12 protein-coding genes and 3 pseudogenes are annotated in these 18529 nt (G+C 46.2%); 12 read left to right on the forward strand and 3 right to left on the reverse strand.

Translation table 11 applies throughout. The annotated features are described in order from the left end of the window. Positions 1-29 precede the first annotated feature (29 nt). From JSQ80_RS21845 to JSQ80_RS21865, 5 genes are all read left to right on the forward strand, one after another. Complete coding sequence (locus JSQ80_RS21845; RefSeq protein ID WP_206096664.1) at positions 30-5000, forward strand: type I polyketide synthase; 4971 nt, start codon at positions 30-32, stop codon at positions 4998-5000. Positions 5001-5610: 610 nt separating this feature from the next. Continuing rightward, positions 5611-5841, forward strand: coding sequence for an AbrB/MazE/SpoVT family DNA-binding domain-containing protein (locus JSQ80_RS21850; RefSeq protein ID WP_206096665.1), 231 nt, complete (start codon positions 5611-5613; stop codon positions 5839-5841). Then, entirely contained in the window at positions 5842-6582 is a 741-nt protein-coding gene (locus JSQ80_RS21855) for an ATP-binding cassette domain-containing protein (protein ID WP_206096666.1), read from the forward strand. Then, entirely contained in the window at positions 6569-7297 is a 729-nt protein-coding gene (locus JSQ80_RS21860) for an ABC transporter permease (RefSeq protein WP_240463747.1), read from the forward strand. Before JSQ80_RS21855 ends, JSQ80_RS21860 begins: the two co-directional genes overlap by 14 nt. 800 nt (positions 7298-8097) lie before the next feature. Continuing rightward, positions 8098-8649 carry a hypothetical protein gene (locus JSQ80_RS21865; protein ID WP_206096667.1) on the forward strand — a complete coding sequence of 184 codons (552 nt, stop codon included), beginning with the start codon at positions 8098-8100 and terminating at the stop codon, positions 8647-8649. A gap of 298 nt (positions 8650-8947) precedes the next feature. Here the strand turns inward: JSQ80_RS21865 and JSQ80_RS30045 are convergent. Next, a pseudogene (locus JSQ80_RS30045) lies at positions 8948-9304 on the reverse strand (transposase); the annotation flags it as partial. A 397-nt stretch (positions 9305-9701) separates the two neighbouring features. Between JSQ80_RS30045 and JSQ80_RS21880 the strand changes: the two are divergent. Further along, positions 9702-9917, forward strand: a complete 216-nt coding sequence (locus JSQ80_RS21880) for a hypothetical protein (RefSeq protein WP_206096670.1) — start codon at positions 9702-9704, stop codon at positions 9915-9917. Positions 9918-10346: 429 nt separating this feature from the next. Here the strand turns inward: JSQ80_RS21880 and JSQ80_RS30050 are convergent, their stop codons facing one another. Then, the gene (locus JSQ80_RS30050) at positions 10347-10499 is read right to left on the reverse strand and encodes a hypothetical protein (protein WP_418888907.1); all 153 of its coding nucleotides are present in this window, start codon (positions 10497-10499) and stop codon (positions 10347-10349) included. A 90-nt stretch (positions 10500-10589) separates the two neighbouring features. On the opposite strand from JSQ80_RS30050, the gene JSQ80_RS21890 reads away from it, so the two are divergent. After that, entirely contained in the window at positions 10590-10742 is a 153-nt protein-coding gene (locus tag JSQ80_RS21890) for a hypothetical protein (protein ID WP_206096672.1), read from the forward strand. Positions 10743-11133: 391 nt separating this feature from the next. Here the strand turns inward: JSQ80_RS21890 and JSQ80_RS21895 are convergent, their stop codons facing one another. Next, complete coding sequence (locus JSQ80_RS21895) at positions 11134-14958, reverse strand: serine-rich family protein (protein ID WP_206096673.1); 3825 nt, start codon at positions 14956-14958, stop codon at positions 11134-11136. Between the two features lie 253 nt (positions 14959-15211). Between JSQ80_RS21895 and JSQ80_RS21900 the strand changes: the two genes are divergently transcribed. From JSQ80_RS21900 to JSQ80_RS30060, 5 genes and pseudogenes are all read left to right on the forward strand, one after another. Further along, on the forward strand, positions 15212-15553 hold the full coding sequence (locus JSQ80_RS21900) for a hypothetical protein (protein WP_206096674.1): 342 nt from the start codon (positions 15212-15214) through the stop codon (positions 15551-15553). Between the two features lie 450 nt (positions 15554-16003). Next, positions 16004-16696 (forward strand): hypothetical protein, encoded by a 693-nt coding sequence (locus JSQ80_RS29205; protein ID WP_240463748.1) that lies wholly within the window; start codon positions 16004-16006, stop codon positions 16694-16696. Positions 16697-16778: 82 nt separating this feature from the next. Then, positions 16779-17462, forward strand: coding sequence for a response regulator transcription factor (locus JSQ80_RS21910; RefSeq protein WP_206096675.1), 684 nt, complete (start codon positions 16779-16781; stop codon positions 17460-17462). 291 nt (positions 17463-17753) lie between these two features. Beyond that, a pseudogene (locus JSQ80_RS30055) lies at positions 17754-17981 on the forward strand (histidine kinase dimerization/phospho-acceptor domain-containing protein); the annotation flags it as partial. 168 nt (positions 17982-18149) lie between these two features. Then, positions 18150-18464, forward strand: a pseudogene (locus tag JSQ80_RS30060) (sensor histidine kinase); the annotation flags it as partial. Positions 18465-18529: the final 65 nt, after the last annotated feature.

Raw genomic sequence — 18529 nt, forward strand, 5'->3', positions numbered from 1 at the left:
AAGTGAACGGAGAGGAGTTTTGAGTTCTGATGACAGTGACCAATATTGATCCAAATAAATTGCTAAAACAATCGCTTTATACCATTCAAAATTTACGCAAACAGCTTGACGACAGCCAACAGACGAGCAAGGAGCCAATCGCCGTGATTGGCATGGCTTGCCGGTTTCCCGGGGGATGCAATTCCCCCGAGGAATACTGGGAATTTTTAAAGGCAGGAGGTGAAAGTGTCATCGATGTCCCGCAGGAACGATGGAATGCCGCGGAGCATTATGATCCGGTTCCGGGGAATTTCGGCAAGAGCTATGTCCGCCAGAGTAATTTCCTCAAACGTAACGTGGCTGAATTTGATGCTAAGTTTTTTAAGATATCTCCGGCGGAAGCCAATGCAATGGATCCCCAGCAGCGCCAATTGCTTGAGGTCTGCTGGGAGGCGTTAGAAAATGCCGGTCAGAATCCAAACGCCCTGAGGGGAAGTCAAACGGGTGTCTTTATCGGAATCTTAAGTAACTGCGAGTACACCTTGCTGCCGCGGGACATTTCAAAAGTGAACCAGTACGTCGGGACCGGAACAACTTCCAGTATCGCTTCCGGCCGGATTTCCTATGTCTTTGGATGGAATGGGCCCTCGCTATCGATAGATACGGCCTGTTCGTCCTCCCTTGTCAGTACGCATCTGGCAATAGAAGCCCTGCGCAGGGGGGAATGTGACATGGCGGTTGCCGGCGGAGTCAACCTGATGCTTTCGCCCATTGCAATGTCTTCCCTCTGTATGATGAACGCCGTTGCTGCAGACGGGCGATGCAAGCCCTTCGACGCTACCGGCAGCGGTTACGGAAGGGGCGAGGGATGCGGCATTCTGGTCCTGAAGCGGCTTTCAGACGCCGAACGGGACGGGGATACGATCTATGCCTTGCTTCGGGGCGGAGCCGTCAATAATGACGGAGCGAGCAGCGGTCTGACGGTTCCCAACGGCAAGGCGCAGAGGATGGTTATCAATACGGCGCTGGAAGCCTGTTCCCTGAAACCGGAGGATGTCAGTTACCTCGAAGCCCATGGCACCGGAACCCCTTTGGGTGATCCTATCGAGATCGATGCCTTATCAAAGATCTTTGGCCAAGAAAATGGTGTAACCAAAGAGCAACCCTTGGTCATCGGTGCAGTTAAGGGCAATATCGGGCATCTTGAAAGTGCAGCCGGTATCGCGAGTCTTATCAAAGTGGTGCTCTGTCTTCATCACAAGGAAATACCGCGGATTGTCAACTCAGACACACCCAATCCCAGAATCAATTTTGAGAAGATCCCTGCAATGGTTCCACGCGAGCATATGCCGTGGAACATTGCTGACGGAATAGAAAGAGTCGCCGGGGTAAGCTCTTTCGGATTCAGCGGCACCAATGCCCACATCATTTTGTCCGAAGCTCCGGCAAAGGCACTGCCGGAGAATAAAGCCGGCCTTCCTTCCTCTATCTTATTCCTGAGCGCAAAGGACGAAAAGACACTGATCGAGTTAATCAGGCGCTATGACAGTCATTTTGAAACACATCCGGACACGGATATGGAAGACGCCTGTTATGTCACGAACGCCTGCCGGCCGGATTATATGCACCGGGCTGTGTTTCTGGGCACTTCTCTGGAGGATTTCCGTTTCGGGTTCAAGCAGGTCCTGCGTGAGGCGGAAAAAGAACAAACGATCTACTCTAACAAAAACCGCTTGCTTGGCAACAGCCAGGGGAATTTCCGCACCGGCGCCACCCGAGCCCTGTTCGCTGAACTGAATGACAGTACGGTCTATACCTCAAAAACCGACGATCAGATACAGCCTAAAATGGTCTTTTTGTTTAACGGCGATGCCGCTGAAATTCTAGAAAGCGCCAGTGACCTGTATGAACTATTTCCCATATTTAAGCAGGAACTCACCGCATGCTTACAACAGTTCGATCCGTATTATGGTCCGGCGCTCATCGATAAGCTTCTTAATATCCGGACGGCTGTCCCGGCTCAGGATATCCGGCAAGCCTGTCTTTTTTCGATCGAATATGCCTTGATGCGGCTTTTTGAATCATTCGGGATTAAGCCAGAAATCATTTTCGGTGAAAGAACGGGCAATTATATCGCCGCAGTGACAGCCGGGATTATCAGTATTGAGTCGGCAGTAAGACATTTCATCCAAGCTCAACGCGTGATGAAACAGGGGGGAAATGTAATATACGCAAGAGTTTTTCAAAAGAAAGAGGAAGCTGAGAAGATCGTAAAAGAGTTTGAAGGAGAAATTTTTCTGTCAGCGGTGTATTCCCCCTCGGAGATCGTGATATCAGGTCGAGGTACGGTGATGGAGAGCGTAATGCAAAGGTTAAGCCGAGAGGGTGTCAAGGTCACCAAGGAAGAGGGGGAGGGCTGGCCGTCCGGCTTGTACCAAGAACGAGCCAGAGATTTTAGGGGGAAATTGGAGGCGGAGGTGTATGCAAGGCCTAAATATCGCTATGTATCCGGCTTGTCCGGGGAATCGATCCGGAATTCCGAAAAAATAACCGGTGATTTCTGGGAAGAAAATCTGGTTTCGCCTATCCAATATGACAAGGCCGTGGAATTCCTTTATCAACAAGGCTACCGTTTTTTTGTGGAGGTGGGATCTTCCCCCTGCCGCGGTGAGAACGGGTTTCCCGTTTATGCAAAGGATGATCTGGTCCGTATTCCATTGCTTCAGAAGGAAAACAGCTTGCGGGGGATTCTCCAGGCCATGGCCAAACTCATTTGCCTCGGTTCCAGCATTCAATGGGAAAACTTTTATAAAGGATATGCATACCGCAAAATCATTCTGCCCAATTATCCCTTTGACCAAACACGGTATTGGATAACGCCACCATCTGTCGATTCTACAACTCCGGGATCGGATAATGATTTATTGGTAACACATCACGGCGACAGTCTTAAAGGCCGGGAGATTAACCTGCCGATAAGGCAGAAACAGTATGAGTTTGTCTTTACTCGCAATAATCTTCCTGAATTAAGGGATAACTCCGGGGTCGTCCATGTGGGATACTTTCTGGAGATGTTGGCGGGTACGATCATGAATCTTCACGGTGAGATTCAATATGCCGTGAAAGAGATGGAATTTATGAGTCCGATTATTATCCTCGAAGAAGAGATTAAGGCCATCCTGCTTGTTCTGGAGCCGGGTGATGATAACGATGTCAAGTTCCAGTTCCATAGCAGGAACCGGAATCAAAAAAACTGGAATCTTCATGTGCAGGGGGGGATTCACCTACAAGGCAACCAAACGCCATCAAAGCAAATATTCAGCTCCATCGACGGTATCAGGGATACCTGTAAGGAAAACAGGTCGGGCGAGGCTTTTTACAAGACTCTGGAAGAGCGTGGATTCCATTTTGGACCGAGTGTATGTTGGATCGATGAGATATGGTTTAATGAGAGTGAAGCCATAGTTCGCTTTAGGAATAAAACGAATAGTGAAGGCAATCGGGAGTATGCCCTGGGATGGCATCCGGGAATCATGGACAGCTGCGCGCAAGTTTTTAATTTTCTGTCGCAAGGCTGTACCGAGAAACAAAAAAAATATATGGTTGTCAATCTGGATGAATCAGCATTCGACTTTGCCAGCCATAGTGTTCCGCTTTACGCCCATATCCAACTTTCCCAACACAATGAGGCAGAAAAAGAGATCAGAGGGAGTATTCAGGTTGTAGATGGAAATGGTAATTCCGTTACTATCATTGGCGGCATCAGTCTAAAGGAATTCGATGAGGAAAAGATCGGAGCCCTGAGGGCGATTATGGAATCGGTATCCTCCTTGAAAGAGGGAAGAGACAGGGATTTCTTGAAGATATATAGCGAAACGAATCCGGAGCAGAAGTTGGCGCTTTTAACGGAGTATGTGCGGAATATCATGGCAAAGGCAATGGAGATCGAGCAACAGGATTTAAATGTCGATGAACCGTTGGCCAATCTGGGGATAGATTCTCTGATTGGATTACAGTTCCATAATAAAATCGTACAGTTGCTCTCAGTGGAGATCTCGATGTTTGAACTGATTCAATGCGGAACCGTAGCAAAGACAGCCCAAATGCTGTTAAAGCTCTTGCCTGGCGGAGAGGTGTTTGCCGGACAAATGGATGAAAGCCTTGAGTTGGCCGAATCCAAGCAGGGGGCTGATCTGTGGATCTATAATTTCAAACCCAAGAGCGAAGCAAAGATAAGGATTTTTTGTTTCCCGAATGGATATAGAAGTGCAGATATGTATGGGGAATGGCAAGATAAGCTTGGGCCTGAAATAGATGTTTGCCCGATTAAGTTGCCTGGCCTAGATTTCGAGCGTATGAAAGAAAAGACTCCCACTGATATCGATGAGCTCATGTGTTCGATTGAGGGTGTATTATCAGAATCGCTGTTTGATATTCCATGTGTATCTTTCGGCCATAGCTGGGGGTCCTTGTTTGCCTACCGGCTTGCATACAGACTCTCGAAAAACCCATCTGCCAATTTTATCAAGCTGTTCGTATCCGGTTATACGGCCCCTATTTTGCCAAATTCGGCGCTGATAAAAATTCTTGAAGAATTAAACCTGCTCGGATTTAACGGAATACCTAATTACGAAGAAATTAAGGCTAAACCTTCCTCCCATGAAATGGTCATCAAGGCTATTTCAAAAGCATGGGAATATGAGGAGGAGGGAGTCAAAGTGACCTTGCATTTATTGCTTGAGGCATGTGGTCTCATTGATAGATTTAAATACAACGATGATGAGGACTTCAATATTCCGATTGTTGGTTTTCACGGGATAGACGATTACGTAGTAACGTTGGATGAGATGAATGCATGGGAACACGTTACATCTGAATCATTTAGGCTTCATACAATGGCAGGGGATCATCAGTTCATTAACAAAAGCCAATCTGAGGACAGACTTTTGAAACTGTTGAAAGAGAATTTATTCCATTGTATAAATGATATGGAAATAAATCATGAAAAATATACAAAATGATTATACTGATGTGGTGGCGAAGCTAGCATTTCGGAAGAAAGGGAGCTGCTTTCACCGGTTTGAATTCTTGTATTACATGCATTCGAAAGATGCTATATTCAGGATAATATTGTGCTTGTCAACATTAAATGTAATAAAATATAAAAAAAGAGACATTATTGGATTCCTGTGTAAAATAGAAGTGCGGCCAACCACTCTATGCAGAGGAGAACAAGAAATGTCTCTTCGTGTACGTTAGCACAGCATTCCACTTGCTCGTGTAATGATTAAGCAAGTACCTACATATTCTAGACAGAAGACCTATATGCTGTTGTCCTTCTTAGTTAAGAGACGGAGATGGCTTCGACCCCCAAAGTGATTATTGGAAAGTACAGTATAATCTTAAAGCATTTCATAAGTTCTGTTTTTCAAAATAATGTAAAATGAAGATTAAGATTAATTTAATGAAAATGGTAGTTATTATAATTGAATTGAGCCAACAAATGGAGTCCTTTTTATTTTGTTCCTATTGATTTTTTAAATGAATAAAAGTATATTGAAAATGGAAAGTATAACTAATCATACTAGTAATACAAATCATACAAATTATACTTTTGTGAGAGGGGATAAAATGAAAGGACCAGATGGCAAATATATTTTCGGGACAGTAAAAGTAGGGGAAAAAGGACAAATCGTGATTCCTAAAGAAGCAAGAAAGATTTTTGATATTAACCCTGGAGATTCATTGCTCATATTAGGCGATGAAGCACAAGGAATTGCGATTGTAAAAAAAGACGCATTTTTTAAATTCGCGCAGAATATTTTAAGTGGACAAGAAATACGGGAGGATGGTGAAGAATAAGTGCTAGCTATTAAATTAAATAATCTCACGAAACAATATAAAGACCGTACTGTTGTGAATTCCCTTGATTTTTCCATTGAGAAAGGTGAATTTTTTGCTTTGCTTGGAGAAAATGGCGCTGGGAAAACAACCTTGATAAAAATGCTTTGCTGCCTTTTAGCTCCTACAAATGGAGACGCTCTTGTGTTGGGAAATAGTATTCGTACAAATGCTGAAGCCGTTAAACGAAAAATAAATATTTCTCCGCAAGAAACAGCCGTTGCACCGAATTTGACGATTCGAGAAAATCTAGAGTTAATCGCCGGAATTTATGGCAGCTCTAGAGGGGAAGCCAAAAAACTTGCAACGAAAATGCTTGAAACATTCAATCTGACGGAAAGACAAAAAGATAAAGCAAAAGCGTTGTCGGGCGGTATGCAGCGACGCTTAAGCATTGCAATGGGGCTTATTACGAATCCGCAAATTTTGTTTCTTGATGAACCGACACTTGGGCTTGATGTTCGTTCAAGACGTGAATTATGGGCAACGCTTTCCAAATTAAAAGGGAAAATGACGATTGTTTTAACGACGCATTATTTAGAAGAAGCTGAGGCACTTGCAGACCGTATTTGTATTTTACAAAAGGGCACGGTAAAAGATCTTGGTACAGCAGAAGGTTTGAAAAGTAAGACGAATACGACTTCGTTTGAAGAGGCATTCCTTGCTATTTGTGATCAAGAGGTGAAATATGAAAATGCTTAATTTTGCAGAGAGAAATCGAAAAGAAATTTTTCGAGATCCATTATCCATCGTTCTAGGTACGGCGTTACCATTAATTCTGTTAATTGTATTTACAAGGATTGAAAAAAACGCGCCTCTCGATATGTTTAAAGCCGAAAATTTAACACCAGGTTTGATTGTATTCAGCTTTTCATTTTTAACGATGTTTTCTGCCATTTTAATTGCGAAAGACAAAAATAGCGCGTTTTTAACAAGACTATTTGCTTCACCATTAACAATCATGGATTATGTATTAGGCTATGCGTTACCGATGATTCCACTTGCCTTATTACAAAGTATTGCTTGTTTTGTATTGGCAGTGTTTCTTGGTTTATCTTCAGGTCTAGTTAATATACTGCTCTGTATTTTAACGCTTGTGCCAATTGCAATTATGTCTATACTTCTTGGCCTATTTTCTGGTGCAATATTTACGGAAAAACAAATTTCAGGAATAGGTACAATTTATATTGCAGCAGTGTCCTTCTTAGGCGGTGCATGGATGGATATTAGCTTAATGGGTGGCACGTTTGAAAAAGTAAGTAATGCGCTTCCTTTTATTCATTCGATTCAATTAGCACGTGATGTTTTAGCGGGGAATTATGACACGTTTAATTCTCATATTTGGTGGAGTGTTGGCTATATGGTTCTTGCTTTAGTATTAGCAGGTTTTGCATTTATACGTATGTGTAGGAAATAATGTATTTTAAAGATTCATCCACCGAAATAATCAGCCTTTTTTATAAATTGAAAAGAAAATTCAAAACAAAGCAACCATTCTGATCAATATTTTTATACATGGTTGCTTTTTTCGTATGCTACTGCATAACTCTTACGGTTGCAACGTTTAGTGAAAGCAGAAACCGCAAGAACGTTATCTGCAATAGCTGCAATTCATAATTCAATGAGGTAAGAGGAGACATGGATGATTAAAACTAACAAATATTACTCTTACTTCCCATTCGGTGGAGAGGTTGGTTTTGGCAGTGAGACATGATCATCGATCATCAGAATAAAGACCTATTTGAAGATAGAATTTGAATCATTTATTTACCAGGAAGATATGGAGAGTAGATGGAATGAATAAACAGGTAAACTACATATATAAAGGCGATGATGAGAGTTGAGTCGAAGAAGGCAGCTACAGCAGATCCCGCCTGGTGATTAACCACTGTAGAAAGAGAGCCGCCAACTAGGGAAAATGTTCGTACCCCTACAAACAAACCGAAAGGTGACGTCTCCATGAAAAAGTCTATTGAGGCATATATAATATTTGGAGCGTTATTAACGAATTTATGAAAGATAAAGGACTAATTGTCGAAATATGCTTGTTTTATAAAGAAAAGTTTCATAACCCTTCCTCCTCTCCTGTGGACTTGGGGATAGTTGTATTCCAAAAACTGTATGCAGGTTGTTTTAAATATCGAATACAATAATACAAATGAAACTACTCTTTCATATGATTGACTGCTTACAAATAATTTGCCTCGTGACTATCATTTGAATAGTGAACATAACGATGATGCCAAAGTTGCCCCGTTAGACTTAACAGATTCAGACATCACACTTTATGCCGATGCATATGAAGTGACAAGTGATGTTTCCGGTAGTAAGAAAATCTTTATTTATGGGACATATAATTGGAAAGTCAAACCTAATTTCGCTTTTACAGATAAGATGTCAATTGGATATCCAGTAACAAATGAATGGTACTTGAAAACCTCAGGAGGGAGCATCTTAGAGCATTACAGTCAAAATTGCAACTATAGTGGAAAATGGTATTGCGATGAATCAAGAACGCCATCTGATCATGATATTGGTCAAGGAGTCGCAGCAGCATATGATATATGGCTAGACTCAAGTTTGAAATCTGGTGAAACTCAGCAGTCTGTATACACCACTAAGATGAGTGGTAAATCAAACATCTTATTGAGATACGGTCACAGGTATCTGACCGGAACTCCTTCTATAGGGGTGTATCCTAGTGGATTAAGTGTAACGCCGGAGTTTGGCACCGAAACATTAGACTACAAAATTACAATATCGTGGTAATATAATTTAATATACGGGGGGGATTCCCCTCGTATATTATCATGAGGAGCTGAATTATGAAGATATTTGGATACACTTTATTATCTGCTGTAGTCTCGTTTGTTGTATTTCATATTATACTTGCACTTTTGAAGGCATCGACTACTCAAGACGTAATTATTTCAATAGTAACTACCATTTCATTGCAACTTTCTGTGATATTAGGAATATTATTAACAAAAAAGAAATAGATTTAATTTTGAAAAGCATGAAACCAACAATCGACTTAAGTTACAAAATAAAATATAAATAAAATGTATTTGTCGCTGTATGTTTCTAACGTCTTTTCTACCAACAGACGAGCCGTTTCCAAATCTGGGGCATCCAGAATTATGGATAAAGTGCTGAAGAATAGCCCGCACAAGGCCTCCAAGCTGGTCAGAGACCATGTAATCTACACCCCGTAATCCACGCTGTTTGAGTTGTTGGAAGAACGCTCCCCAAGTCTCTTCATATTCCGAGTCACCGAGCATATGACCGAGCACTTCACGTATCCGTCGTTATTTACTCCTATCGCGATTAAGAGCCCACGAGAACGCACACGACCGTCTTCTTGCACCTTCAAGTACATGGCATCTATCAGCATTAACGGAAATTGGCTGTCACCCAGCGGACGTTTCCTCACTTGAATTCTTGTCTCATGTCATTCATTTTCTAAACGTACATTTTAAAGTTCAGAATTTTCAGTTGGTTGTTGCGACTTTTAATGAAAGAGCAAAAAAAAGATATGAGCGCTGCTGGATTTATGAAAGGAGTATCTTTTACAAGCAAGGTAGGTGATCAAGAAATTGAGTTCCTATCGATGAAATATTCCTTGAAAGATGAATAAGGCAATATGGTTAGAGTCCATGATCCGAAAGGTATGGATATGTTTCTGATCGAAATAGGACATCCATCCTTATCGATCAAAGATGAAATGGAAGGATTTTGAACTAAATTTACTCATTCCTGGTCTTATTTTATTTGTTCAACATATAATGATGGCAGATTGCATGGAAAGGAGTGAAATTTCTATGGGTAATGAACATAACACCGACGATGAATTGGAGAAGAAAAAGCGTGACGAAGAAGCTTTGGAGAAAAAGCAAAAACGTGACGAAGAAGCTTTAGAGAAGAAGAAAAAACGTGACGAAGAAGCTTTGGCTAAGAAGCAAAATCGCGCTGATACTGACGAAAAAACTGACGATGATACTGACGAAAAAACTGACGATGATAGTGATGATGATTAGATCGATAAATAAAACGCGCTTGGTCCTTTGAACTTCGACTCTAAATGCAGAATACCGAATTAAATACCTACGCAGTGAAGAGATGGCTCCTGAATTCATCAGGAGTCCTCTTATTTATGTCCACAGGTATCTTTCTGAGTTGGAGTACTTGATGTGCTCGTTTATTATGGTTTCGGTTCGTTTCGTTGATTAGCTCGAAACGCTCTGATGGTGTCAATGTTTTCCAGCTTCGCTAGCTCTCCAGTGCGTTGAGCTTTTTTAGGAGATCATTTTCCGCTTCTTGGAGTTTGATTCTTACCCTCGTTTTAACTTTTCCTCCCGCGGCTATAGAGGCTCACGCCAGCAGCCATAGACGTTCTCCTGACCGCCAACGTAGTAGCAGAGAGTCTGGCGGTGTCCTTCCTCGTCGATGCCCGTGGCAAAACACCGCTACCGTGCCGCGTTAACTTTGCTTACAGACCGTCCAGGTAAGTGAGGCATACCGTTTCTGCATGGGACTTGCCAGTTCTTGAAAACTTCAAACACAGTAGCGCTGATACTGACGGTGGTGGGGGAGTAGTGGCTGCCAAATATATTCTCGATGAATCGGGCGACATCGCGGGTCCCCATGCCGCTTTTATAGATCTGGATGACGGGTCCCTCCAGCCATCCGCCTTGTAGGGCTCATAATCCTTGCGTTTGGAACTGACCGTTACGGTCAAGTGGAACTTCGAGCTTCTTGATATTGACGTATTTGATGTGCAGGCCACGGTATCCTTTGCGGTTGTTACGCTGCTCTTCCTGTTTGCCCTCCATGAATTGCTTATGTACAACTTTAACAAATAATTACAGGTAATATTCAACAATATACTATACAACATTTTTTACATAGATTGGATAGCATGTTTCCGAATAAAGTAGTTATCGAGTAGAGTCCTCTCTTGGTGATCTCGCAATCCAGAGTATACCCTACTTTTTTTGTGCCTTACTAGGCTCCAATTCATGGTACAAAAACTACTATCAGAACCTTGATTCACCACTACGAATGAAACACGAATTTCATTCGAACGAGCTCGTCAATCATAGCTGCACCATAGTGCAACATAATCAGCTATACTTTGATGACTTCGCCCTGAACAAGCAGAGACATCGCTTAATATAATAATCTTGTAGTAGAGAGGAGGAGAATGTTTTGGGGAGAAAAGACGATAAATGTGACTTGAATAAGGATATATCATTATATAACGGTAATGACGCTGACGCTGATGCAGATGCAGATGCAGATGCGGACGCTGACGCCGACGCCGATGTGAAGACCTATGCGAAAGCTGATGCGGATGCTAATGCAAAAGCGATAGCCGATGCAGATGCCAAAGCTGATGCAGATGCGGATGCCGACGCCGATGCCGATGCGGATGCCGACGCCGACGCGAAAGCTGACGCTGATGCCGATGCCGATGCCGATGCGGATGCTGAATCTGATGCCGACGCTGATGCCGATGCCGATGCTGACGCGGATGCGGATGCGGATGCCGACGCGAAAGCTGAATCTGATGCTGACGCTGATGCCGATGCGGATGCTGAATCTGATGCCGACGCCGACGCCGACGCCGACGCCGATGCGGATGCGGACGCCGATGCCGATGCGGATGCTGAATCTGATGCTGACGCTGATGCCGATGCGGATGCTGAATCTGATGCCGACGCCGATGCTGATGCGGATGCCGATGCGGATGCGGATGCGGATGCGGATGCCGATGCGGATGCGGATGCGGATGCGGATGCGGATGCCGATGCGGATGCTGATGCGGATGCGGATGCGGATGCTGACGCCGATGCCGACGCGGATGCTGACGCGGATGCCGACGCGGATGCGGATGCTGACGCCGATGCCGACGCTGATGCGGATGCGGATGCTGACGCTGATGCGGATGCTGACGCTGACGCCGATGCGGATGCTGACGCCGATGCGGATGCGGATGCCGATGCTGACGCTGATGCGGATGCGGATGCGGATGCGGATGCTGACGCCGATGCGGATGCGGATGCGGATGCGGATGCTGACGCTGATGCCGACGCCGACGCCGACGCGGATGCGGATGCTGACGCCGACGCGGATGCTGACGCTGATGCGGATGCGGATGCTGACGCCGACGCGGATGCTGACGCTGATGCCGACGCTGATGCGGATGCTGACGCCGACGCTGATGCGGATGCGGATGCGGATGCTGACGCTGATGCTGACGCCGATGCGGATGCTGATGCTGACGCAGATGCCGACGCGGATGCGGATGCGGATGCTGACGCCGACGCTGATGCTGACGCCGATGCCGACGCCGATGCGGATGCGGATGCTGACGCTGATGCCGACGCTGATGCGGATGCTGACGCCGACGCGGATGCTGACGCAGATGCCGACGCCGACGCCGATGCGGATGCTGACGCCGACGCGGATGCTGACGCCGATGCTGACGCTGATGCGGATGCTGACGCTGACGCAGATGCCGACGCCGACGCTGATGCTGACGCCGATTCGACAGCTTGTGCGGATGCGAAAGCCGACGCAGATGCCGACGCGGATGCTGACGCAGATGCTGACGCCGATGCTGACGCCGACGCGGATGCTGACGCCGATGCCGACGCCGACGCCGATGCTGACGCCGACGCGGATGCTGACGCCGATGCCGACGCCGACGCCGATGCGGATGCGGACGCGGATGCTGACGCCGATGCGGATGCTGACGCCGACGCTGATGCTGACGCCGACGCGGATGCGGACGCGGATGCTGACGCCGATGCTGATGCTGACGCTGATGCTGATGCTGATGCGGATGCGGATGCTGACGCCGACGCGGATGCTGACGCCGACGCGGATGCTGACGCCGATGCGGATGCGGACGCGGATGCGGATGCGGATGCTGACGCCGACGCTGATGCAGATGCTGACGCTGATGCTGATGCTGATGCGGATGCGGATGCTGATGCTGACGCAGATGCTGATGCTGACGCTGACGCCGACGCTGATGCGGATGCTGATGCGGATGCTGACGCCGATGCGGATGCTGACGCTGATGCGGATGCGGACGCCGATGCCGATGCGGATGCTGATGCGGATGCTGACGCTGATGCGGATGCAGATGCTGATGCGGATGCGGACGCTGATGCGGATGCTGACGCTGATGCGGATGCGGATGCTGACGCTGACGCAGATGCTGATGCGGATGCGGACGCCGACGCCGACGCTGATGCGGATGCTGACGCTGATGCGGATGCTGACGCCGATGCGGATGCTGACGCCGATGCTGATGCTGACGCCGATGCGGATGCTGACGCCGATGCGGATGCTGACGCCGATGCGGATGCTGACGCAGATGCGGATGCGGATGCCGATGCTGATGCTGACGCCGATGCTGACGCTGATGCAGATGCCGATGCCGATGCTGACGCTGATGCGGATGCTGACGCCGATGCTGATGCGGACGCTGATGCCGATGCGGATGCGGATGCTGACGCCGATGCGGATGCGGATGCAGATGCTGACGCTGATGCGGATGCTGACGCCGATGCGGACGCTGATGCTGACGCCGATGCTGACGCTGATGCGGATGCTGATGCGGACGCTGATGCGGATGCGGATGCGGATGCGGATGCTGATGCTGACGCTGATGCGGATGCTGACGCCGATGCGGATGCCGATGCAGATGCGGATGCGGATGCTGATGCGGATGCCGATGCGGACGCCGATGCGGATGCTGACGCTGATGCCGATGCAGATGCTGACGCTGACGCTGACGCTGACGCTGAATCTGACGCCGATGCAGACGCTGATGCAGACGCTGATGCAGACGCTGACGCTGAATCTGACGCCGATGCAGACGCTGATGCAGACGCTGATGCTGACGCCGATGCGGATGCTGACGCTGAATCTGATGCCGACGCCGATGCCGATGCGGATGCTGACGCTGACGCCGATGCGGATGCAGACGCTGACGCCGATGCGGATGCAGACGCTGACGCCGATGCGGATGCAGATGCAGATGCTGACGCCGACGCCGATGCGGATGCGGATGCTGACGCCGACGCCGATGCGGATGCTGACGCCGATGCGGATGCGGATGCAGACGCTGACGCTGAATCTGACGCCGATGCGGATGCGGATGCTGACGCTGAATCTGACGCCGACGCCGATGCGGATGCAGACGCTGATGCAGATGCAGACGCTGATGCGGATGCTGACGCTGAATCTGATGCCGATGCTGACGCCGATGCGGATGCCGACGCTGATGCGGATGCGGATGCAGATGCGGATGCGGATGCCGATGCGGATGCAGATGCGGATGCAGACGCCGATGCGGATGCAGACGCTGAATCTGATGCCGATGCTGACGCCGATGCGGATGCCGATGCGGATGCAGATGCGGATGCTGACGCCGATGCGGATGCTGACGCTGAATCTGACGCCGACGCTGACGCTGACGCTGATGCTGACGCTGATGCGGATGCGGATGCCGATGCTGAATCTGATGCCGACGCTGATGCAGACGCCGATGCGGATGCAGACGCTGACGCCGACGCCGATGCAGACGCTGAATCTGACGCAGATGCCGACGCAGATGCGGATGCTGATGCAGACGCGGACGCGGACGCCGACGCCGATGCGGATGCGGATGCCGACGCCGACGCCGATGCAGACGCGGACGCCGACGCCGATGCAGACGCTGACGCCGACGCTGATGCAGACGCTGACGCTGATGCGGATGCGGATGCTGACGCTGACGCTGACGCTGAATCTGATGCCGACGCTGATGCAGACGCTGATGCGGATGCCGACGCGGACGCCGATGCCGACGCCGACGCCGATGCTGACGCCGATGCCGATGCGGATGCGGATGCTGACGCCGACGCGGACGCTGATTCCGATGCGGATGCTGACGCCGACGCGGACGCTGATTCCGATGCGGATGCGGATGCAGACGCTGATGCGGATGCGGATGCTGACGCTGATGCGGATGCGGATGCTGACGCTGATTCCGATGCGGATGCAAAAGCTGACTCTGGGCACAATACTTTTACAAACGGGAACAATACCATCATCAACTACACCGATAATACTGGTGCATATATCGCTATGACAATGTATGCAATTACTATGTTGGAAGCCGTAAAGGGAAGCCACAATTCAAACAGGATAGATGCCCTAATCTCCAACCTAACTAATACACTGAATGGGTTGATACAAGGAGAAAACGGTAATCGCAAAGTTATCCTTGATACTATTAATTCTCTCAAAAAAGAGAAAGATTGAGGGGGATTGTATGACACGAACAAATGTCTCACGCTGTACGATTCCTACGAATAAAGATAACGACAGCCTTTATGTGAAAGTTAAGAACAATAACGGAAAATCTAGTCGTCAATTCGAAATGAATGTATACGATAAAGATTCTTCAACAAAAGAATCATTACCCATATATGTAGATGACCAACTTACACTTACCGATACCCTGGAGCCGGGAGCAGAAAAAGTCTATAAAGTAGACGTATCGAGTGTGGATGGAAAGGTTATTTTCGAGATTATTCAAAAAACGGGCGGCTCAGGTATTAAAGTTTCCAGAAATAGCAAAAATCCATCTACTTTAGAATTGAAAATTAAATAAACTCTCATGACCCGACCGGGTCAAAGGCTATGATGAATAATCATAGCCTTTTTTACGCGCTTGGCAGCAGCGTTTAGCTGTCTGATAGTGCAATGGCCCCGGAATCTCTTTTAAATAAGCGACATATGGATCGAGCTCTGTTGGTTTTCCAACAGCCGTTATGTTTGCTAATTCTGTAGAGTCGATGTGAATTCAACTGTGATGGACATGCTTCGTTAAGTGGAGGTAATCTTCCTGCGCGTGCTACCGGTTACGCTACACCTGAAAGTTGGAAGAGACGATAGCTTAATTAATATGGTGAGTATTTCTAGGAAGTCGCTGACAACCTATAACACCGTATTCACGCTACAGGGCTACCGCCTCTTGGTTGACAGTTGTATAATCGTGGGAGAAGCTCAGTCAACAAACGGCCCAGCCTAAGATAAGAGCTATTCTAAGGCTGGGTGTTTCGTGAATACAAGAACTTTATGCGTAATGCCTGAAAGAAAGCAATTCAAGAGAGGTTCAATCCAACCGGATAAACATTTTTGGGGCTTGGTTCCTACAAATGTTGATTGGCTAAGTGATCAAAAAGAAAAAGAGTTGGTAATGAAACGATTTAACTCGGATCGAGAGATAGAGATTTTGCCAATATTAATGTGTCCAGATGATTGTGATTTATGGTCCACTGTTATTGTTGCAGAAGTAGTTACTTGTACTAAGTACGTAATGTGGAGACGAATTGGGGGATATATAATGAATAAAATGATTGAGTATGGTTTTTTGTGCACTAGTAAGGATGAAAAGGCATTAATGAATGCTCTTTACAAATTTTTAGAACCACTAAATAGAACGTTCTCAAAAACTAACAATAAAGGCATGTTGACTGCGAGATTGCCATATGTTTATAAATATTTTTATTGGAATTTGAATAAAGAAAAGCAAGTATATGTAGAAATGTACCCAAATAAAGATTTAGAAGGAAAATGTAAGTTTTCAAATGAAGACGTTGGGTGGGTATTGTTTGCTAATCTAAAAGATCAAGCGCCACCATATCATGTTCCTTTCGAGGAACAAGAAAAATATCTTAATGATTTACTAAGTTCATCGAATTTTGATTATGTAAAACTATATGAATACAGCGATGGAGAAGAAAGACTATAAGTTGCATGTGCTGTAGTGAGAAAAATCGTAATTATAGGATCCGGAGGAGCTTGAAAATCCACATAGTTAGGATGATCATCGGATGAAAATTTTGCTCGTGGAAGATGATAAAACGATCGCGTCTGGCCTTGAATATTCGCTGCAGCAAGATCACTTTGCTACTGTTCTTTGCCACGATGTTGCATCTGCAGAAAAGGTGTTAGCTGAAGATATCGATCAATTCGCTTTATGTTTGTTTGATTTATCGCTTCCGGATGGAAGCGGCTATGAATTGTGCAAAATGGTGAAAGATCGAAGAGATATTCCGGTCATCTTTTTAACGGTGATCGACGATGAGGTCAATGTCGTAATGGGGCTTGATATGGGAGCCGATGATTATATTACGAAGCCCTTTCGTATTCGTGAGCTTCTCTCACGGATTAAATCCGTCTTGCGGAGATACCATAAGCAGCCTCAGACAAAAGCGATCATTGAGATAGAAAATGTCCGCATTAATACGCTTGAAGGAAAGGTTTCTAAAAATGGCGCTGAAATTCCGCTCACGGCTTTAGAGTATCGCTTGCTGCTTATTTTTGGCAATCATATTGGACAGGTGCTGTCAAGAACTCAGCTGTTAGAGCAAATTTGGGATGTGGCAGGGGACTTCGTGAATGATAATACATTAACGGTTTATATAAAGAGGCTGCGGGAAAAGCTGGAGGATCATCCGCAAAATCCGACGCTGATCAAAACCGTGCGCGGTCTAGGATATAAGGTTGGTGATTAGATGCTGCGTAATCGGGAGATTCAAATTCTATTGCTAGCCATGTGTTCGATCAGCTTAGCGGCGATCTTTGCTGGAGCTTTGATTTCGTCTGTCGCTGCGGTGCTCGTATTCATTACTTCTGCCTTGCTCATGGGAAGTAGTCTCATATTTACGAGGTGGAGATATCGCGAAATCGAAAAGCTGTCTATCTATTTGCGTCAAATTAGCAGTGGTAATTATTCTCTTGATGTCCGTGATAATCAAGAAGGCGAGCTTAGCATTTTAAAGAATGATATTTATAAAGTGACACTTATGCTATCAGAGCAGAGAGCACTTTTGCAGCAAGACAAAATTCAGCTGACGGATGCTATTTCTGATATATCTCATCAGCTCAAAACGCCGCTTACTTCCATGACGGTGATGGCCGATTTGTTAAGTGACCCTGAGCTGCCTCTAGCGAAAAGAATGGAATTCACTCGCAATATTCGTATTCAGCTTGAACGAATCGATTGGCTTGTTTCTTCCTTATTAAAGCTTTCGAAAATGGACGCAAAGACGATTCAATTCAAAAAAGATCAAATAACGGTGAAAAAGCTTATCCAAAAGGCGTTAGAGCCAGTTCTCATTCCGATGGATATAAAAGAAATAACGGTTTCGATCAAGGGTGAAGACAACGTCACTTTTCTTGGCGATCTCAATTGGACAGCTGAAGCGGTCATCAATATTTTGAAAAACGGTGTGGAGCACACACAAGCAGGCGGAGTCATCGCCATTTCTTTTTCCGAGAACGCGTTATTTACGGAAATTATTATCGAAGATAGCGGAAAAGGAATTCCGAAGGAAGATTTGCCCTATGTTTTCAAACGTTTTTATAAAGGGAAGAATGCGGGTGAAGGCAGCATCGGCATTGGTCTTTCGATGGCTCACAGCATTATTGCAAGTCAAAACGGAGTGATTGACATTGCGAGCGAAAGGGAAAAGGGGACACAGTTTCGGATTAAATTTTATAAACAGGTGATTTAAGCCCAAGTGACTAAATTGTCATTTTAGCAGTCACTTGAAAGTCATTTTAGACAGATAAAATGATA

The sequence above is a fragment of the Paenibacillus apiarius genome, assembly GCF_017052585.1.
In the GTDB taxonomy this organism is placed as follows: domain Bacteria; phylum Bacillota; class Bacilli; order Paenibacillales; family Paenibacillaceae; genus Paenibacillus_B; species Paenibacillus_B apiarius.

Excerpts from the sequence above, each read along its gene's own strand:
- JSQ80_RS21845 (WP_206096664.1), top strand. The coding sequence starts at position 30 with ATGACAGTGACCAATATTGATCCAAATAAATTGCTAAAACAATCGCTT.
- JSQ80_RS21850 (WP_206096665.1), top strand. The coding sequence starts at position 5,611 with ATGAAAGGACCAGATGGCAAATATATTTTCGGGACAGTAAAAGTAGGG.
- JSQ80_RS21860 (WP_240463747.1), top strand. The coding sequence starts at position 6,569 with ATGAAAATGCTTAATTTTGCAGAGAGAAATCGAAAAGAAATTTTTCGA.
- JSQ80_RS21880 (WP_206096670.1), top strand. The coding sequence starts at position 9,702 with ATGGGTAATGAACATAACACCGACGATGAATTGGAGAAGAAAAAGCGT.
- JSQ80_RS21900 (WP_206096674.1), top strand. The coding sequence starts at position 15,212 with ATGACACGAACAAATGTCTCACGCTGTACGATTCCTACGAATAAAGAT.
- JSQ80_RS21910 (WP_206096675.1), top strand. The coding sequence starts at position 16,779 with ATGAAAATTTTGCTCGTGGAAGATGATAAAACGATCGCGTCTGGCCTT.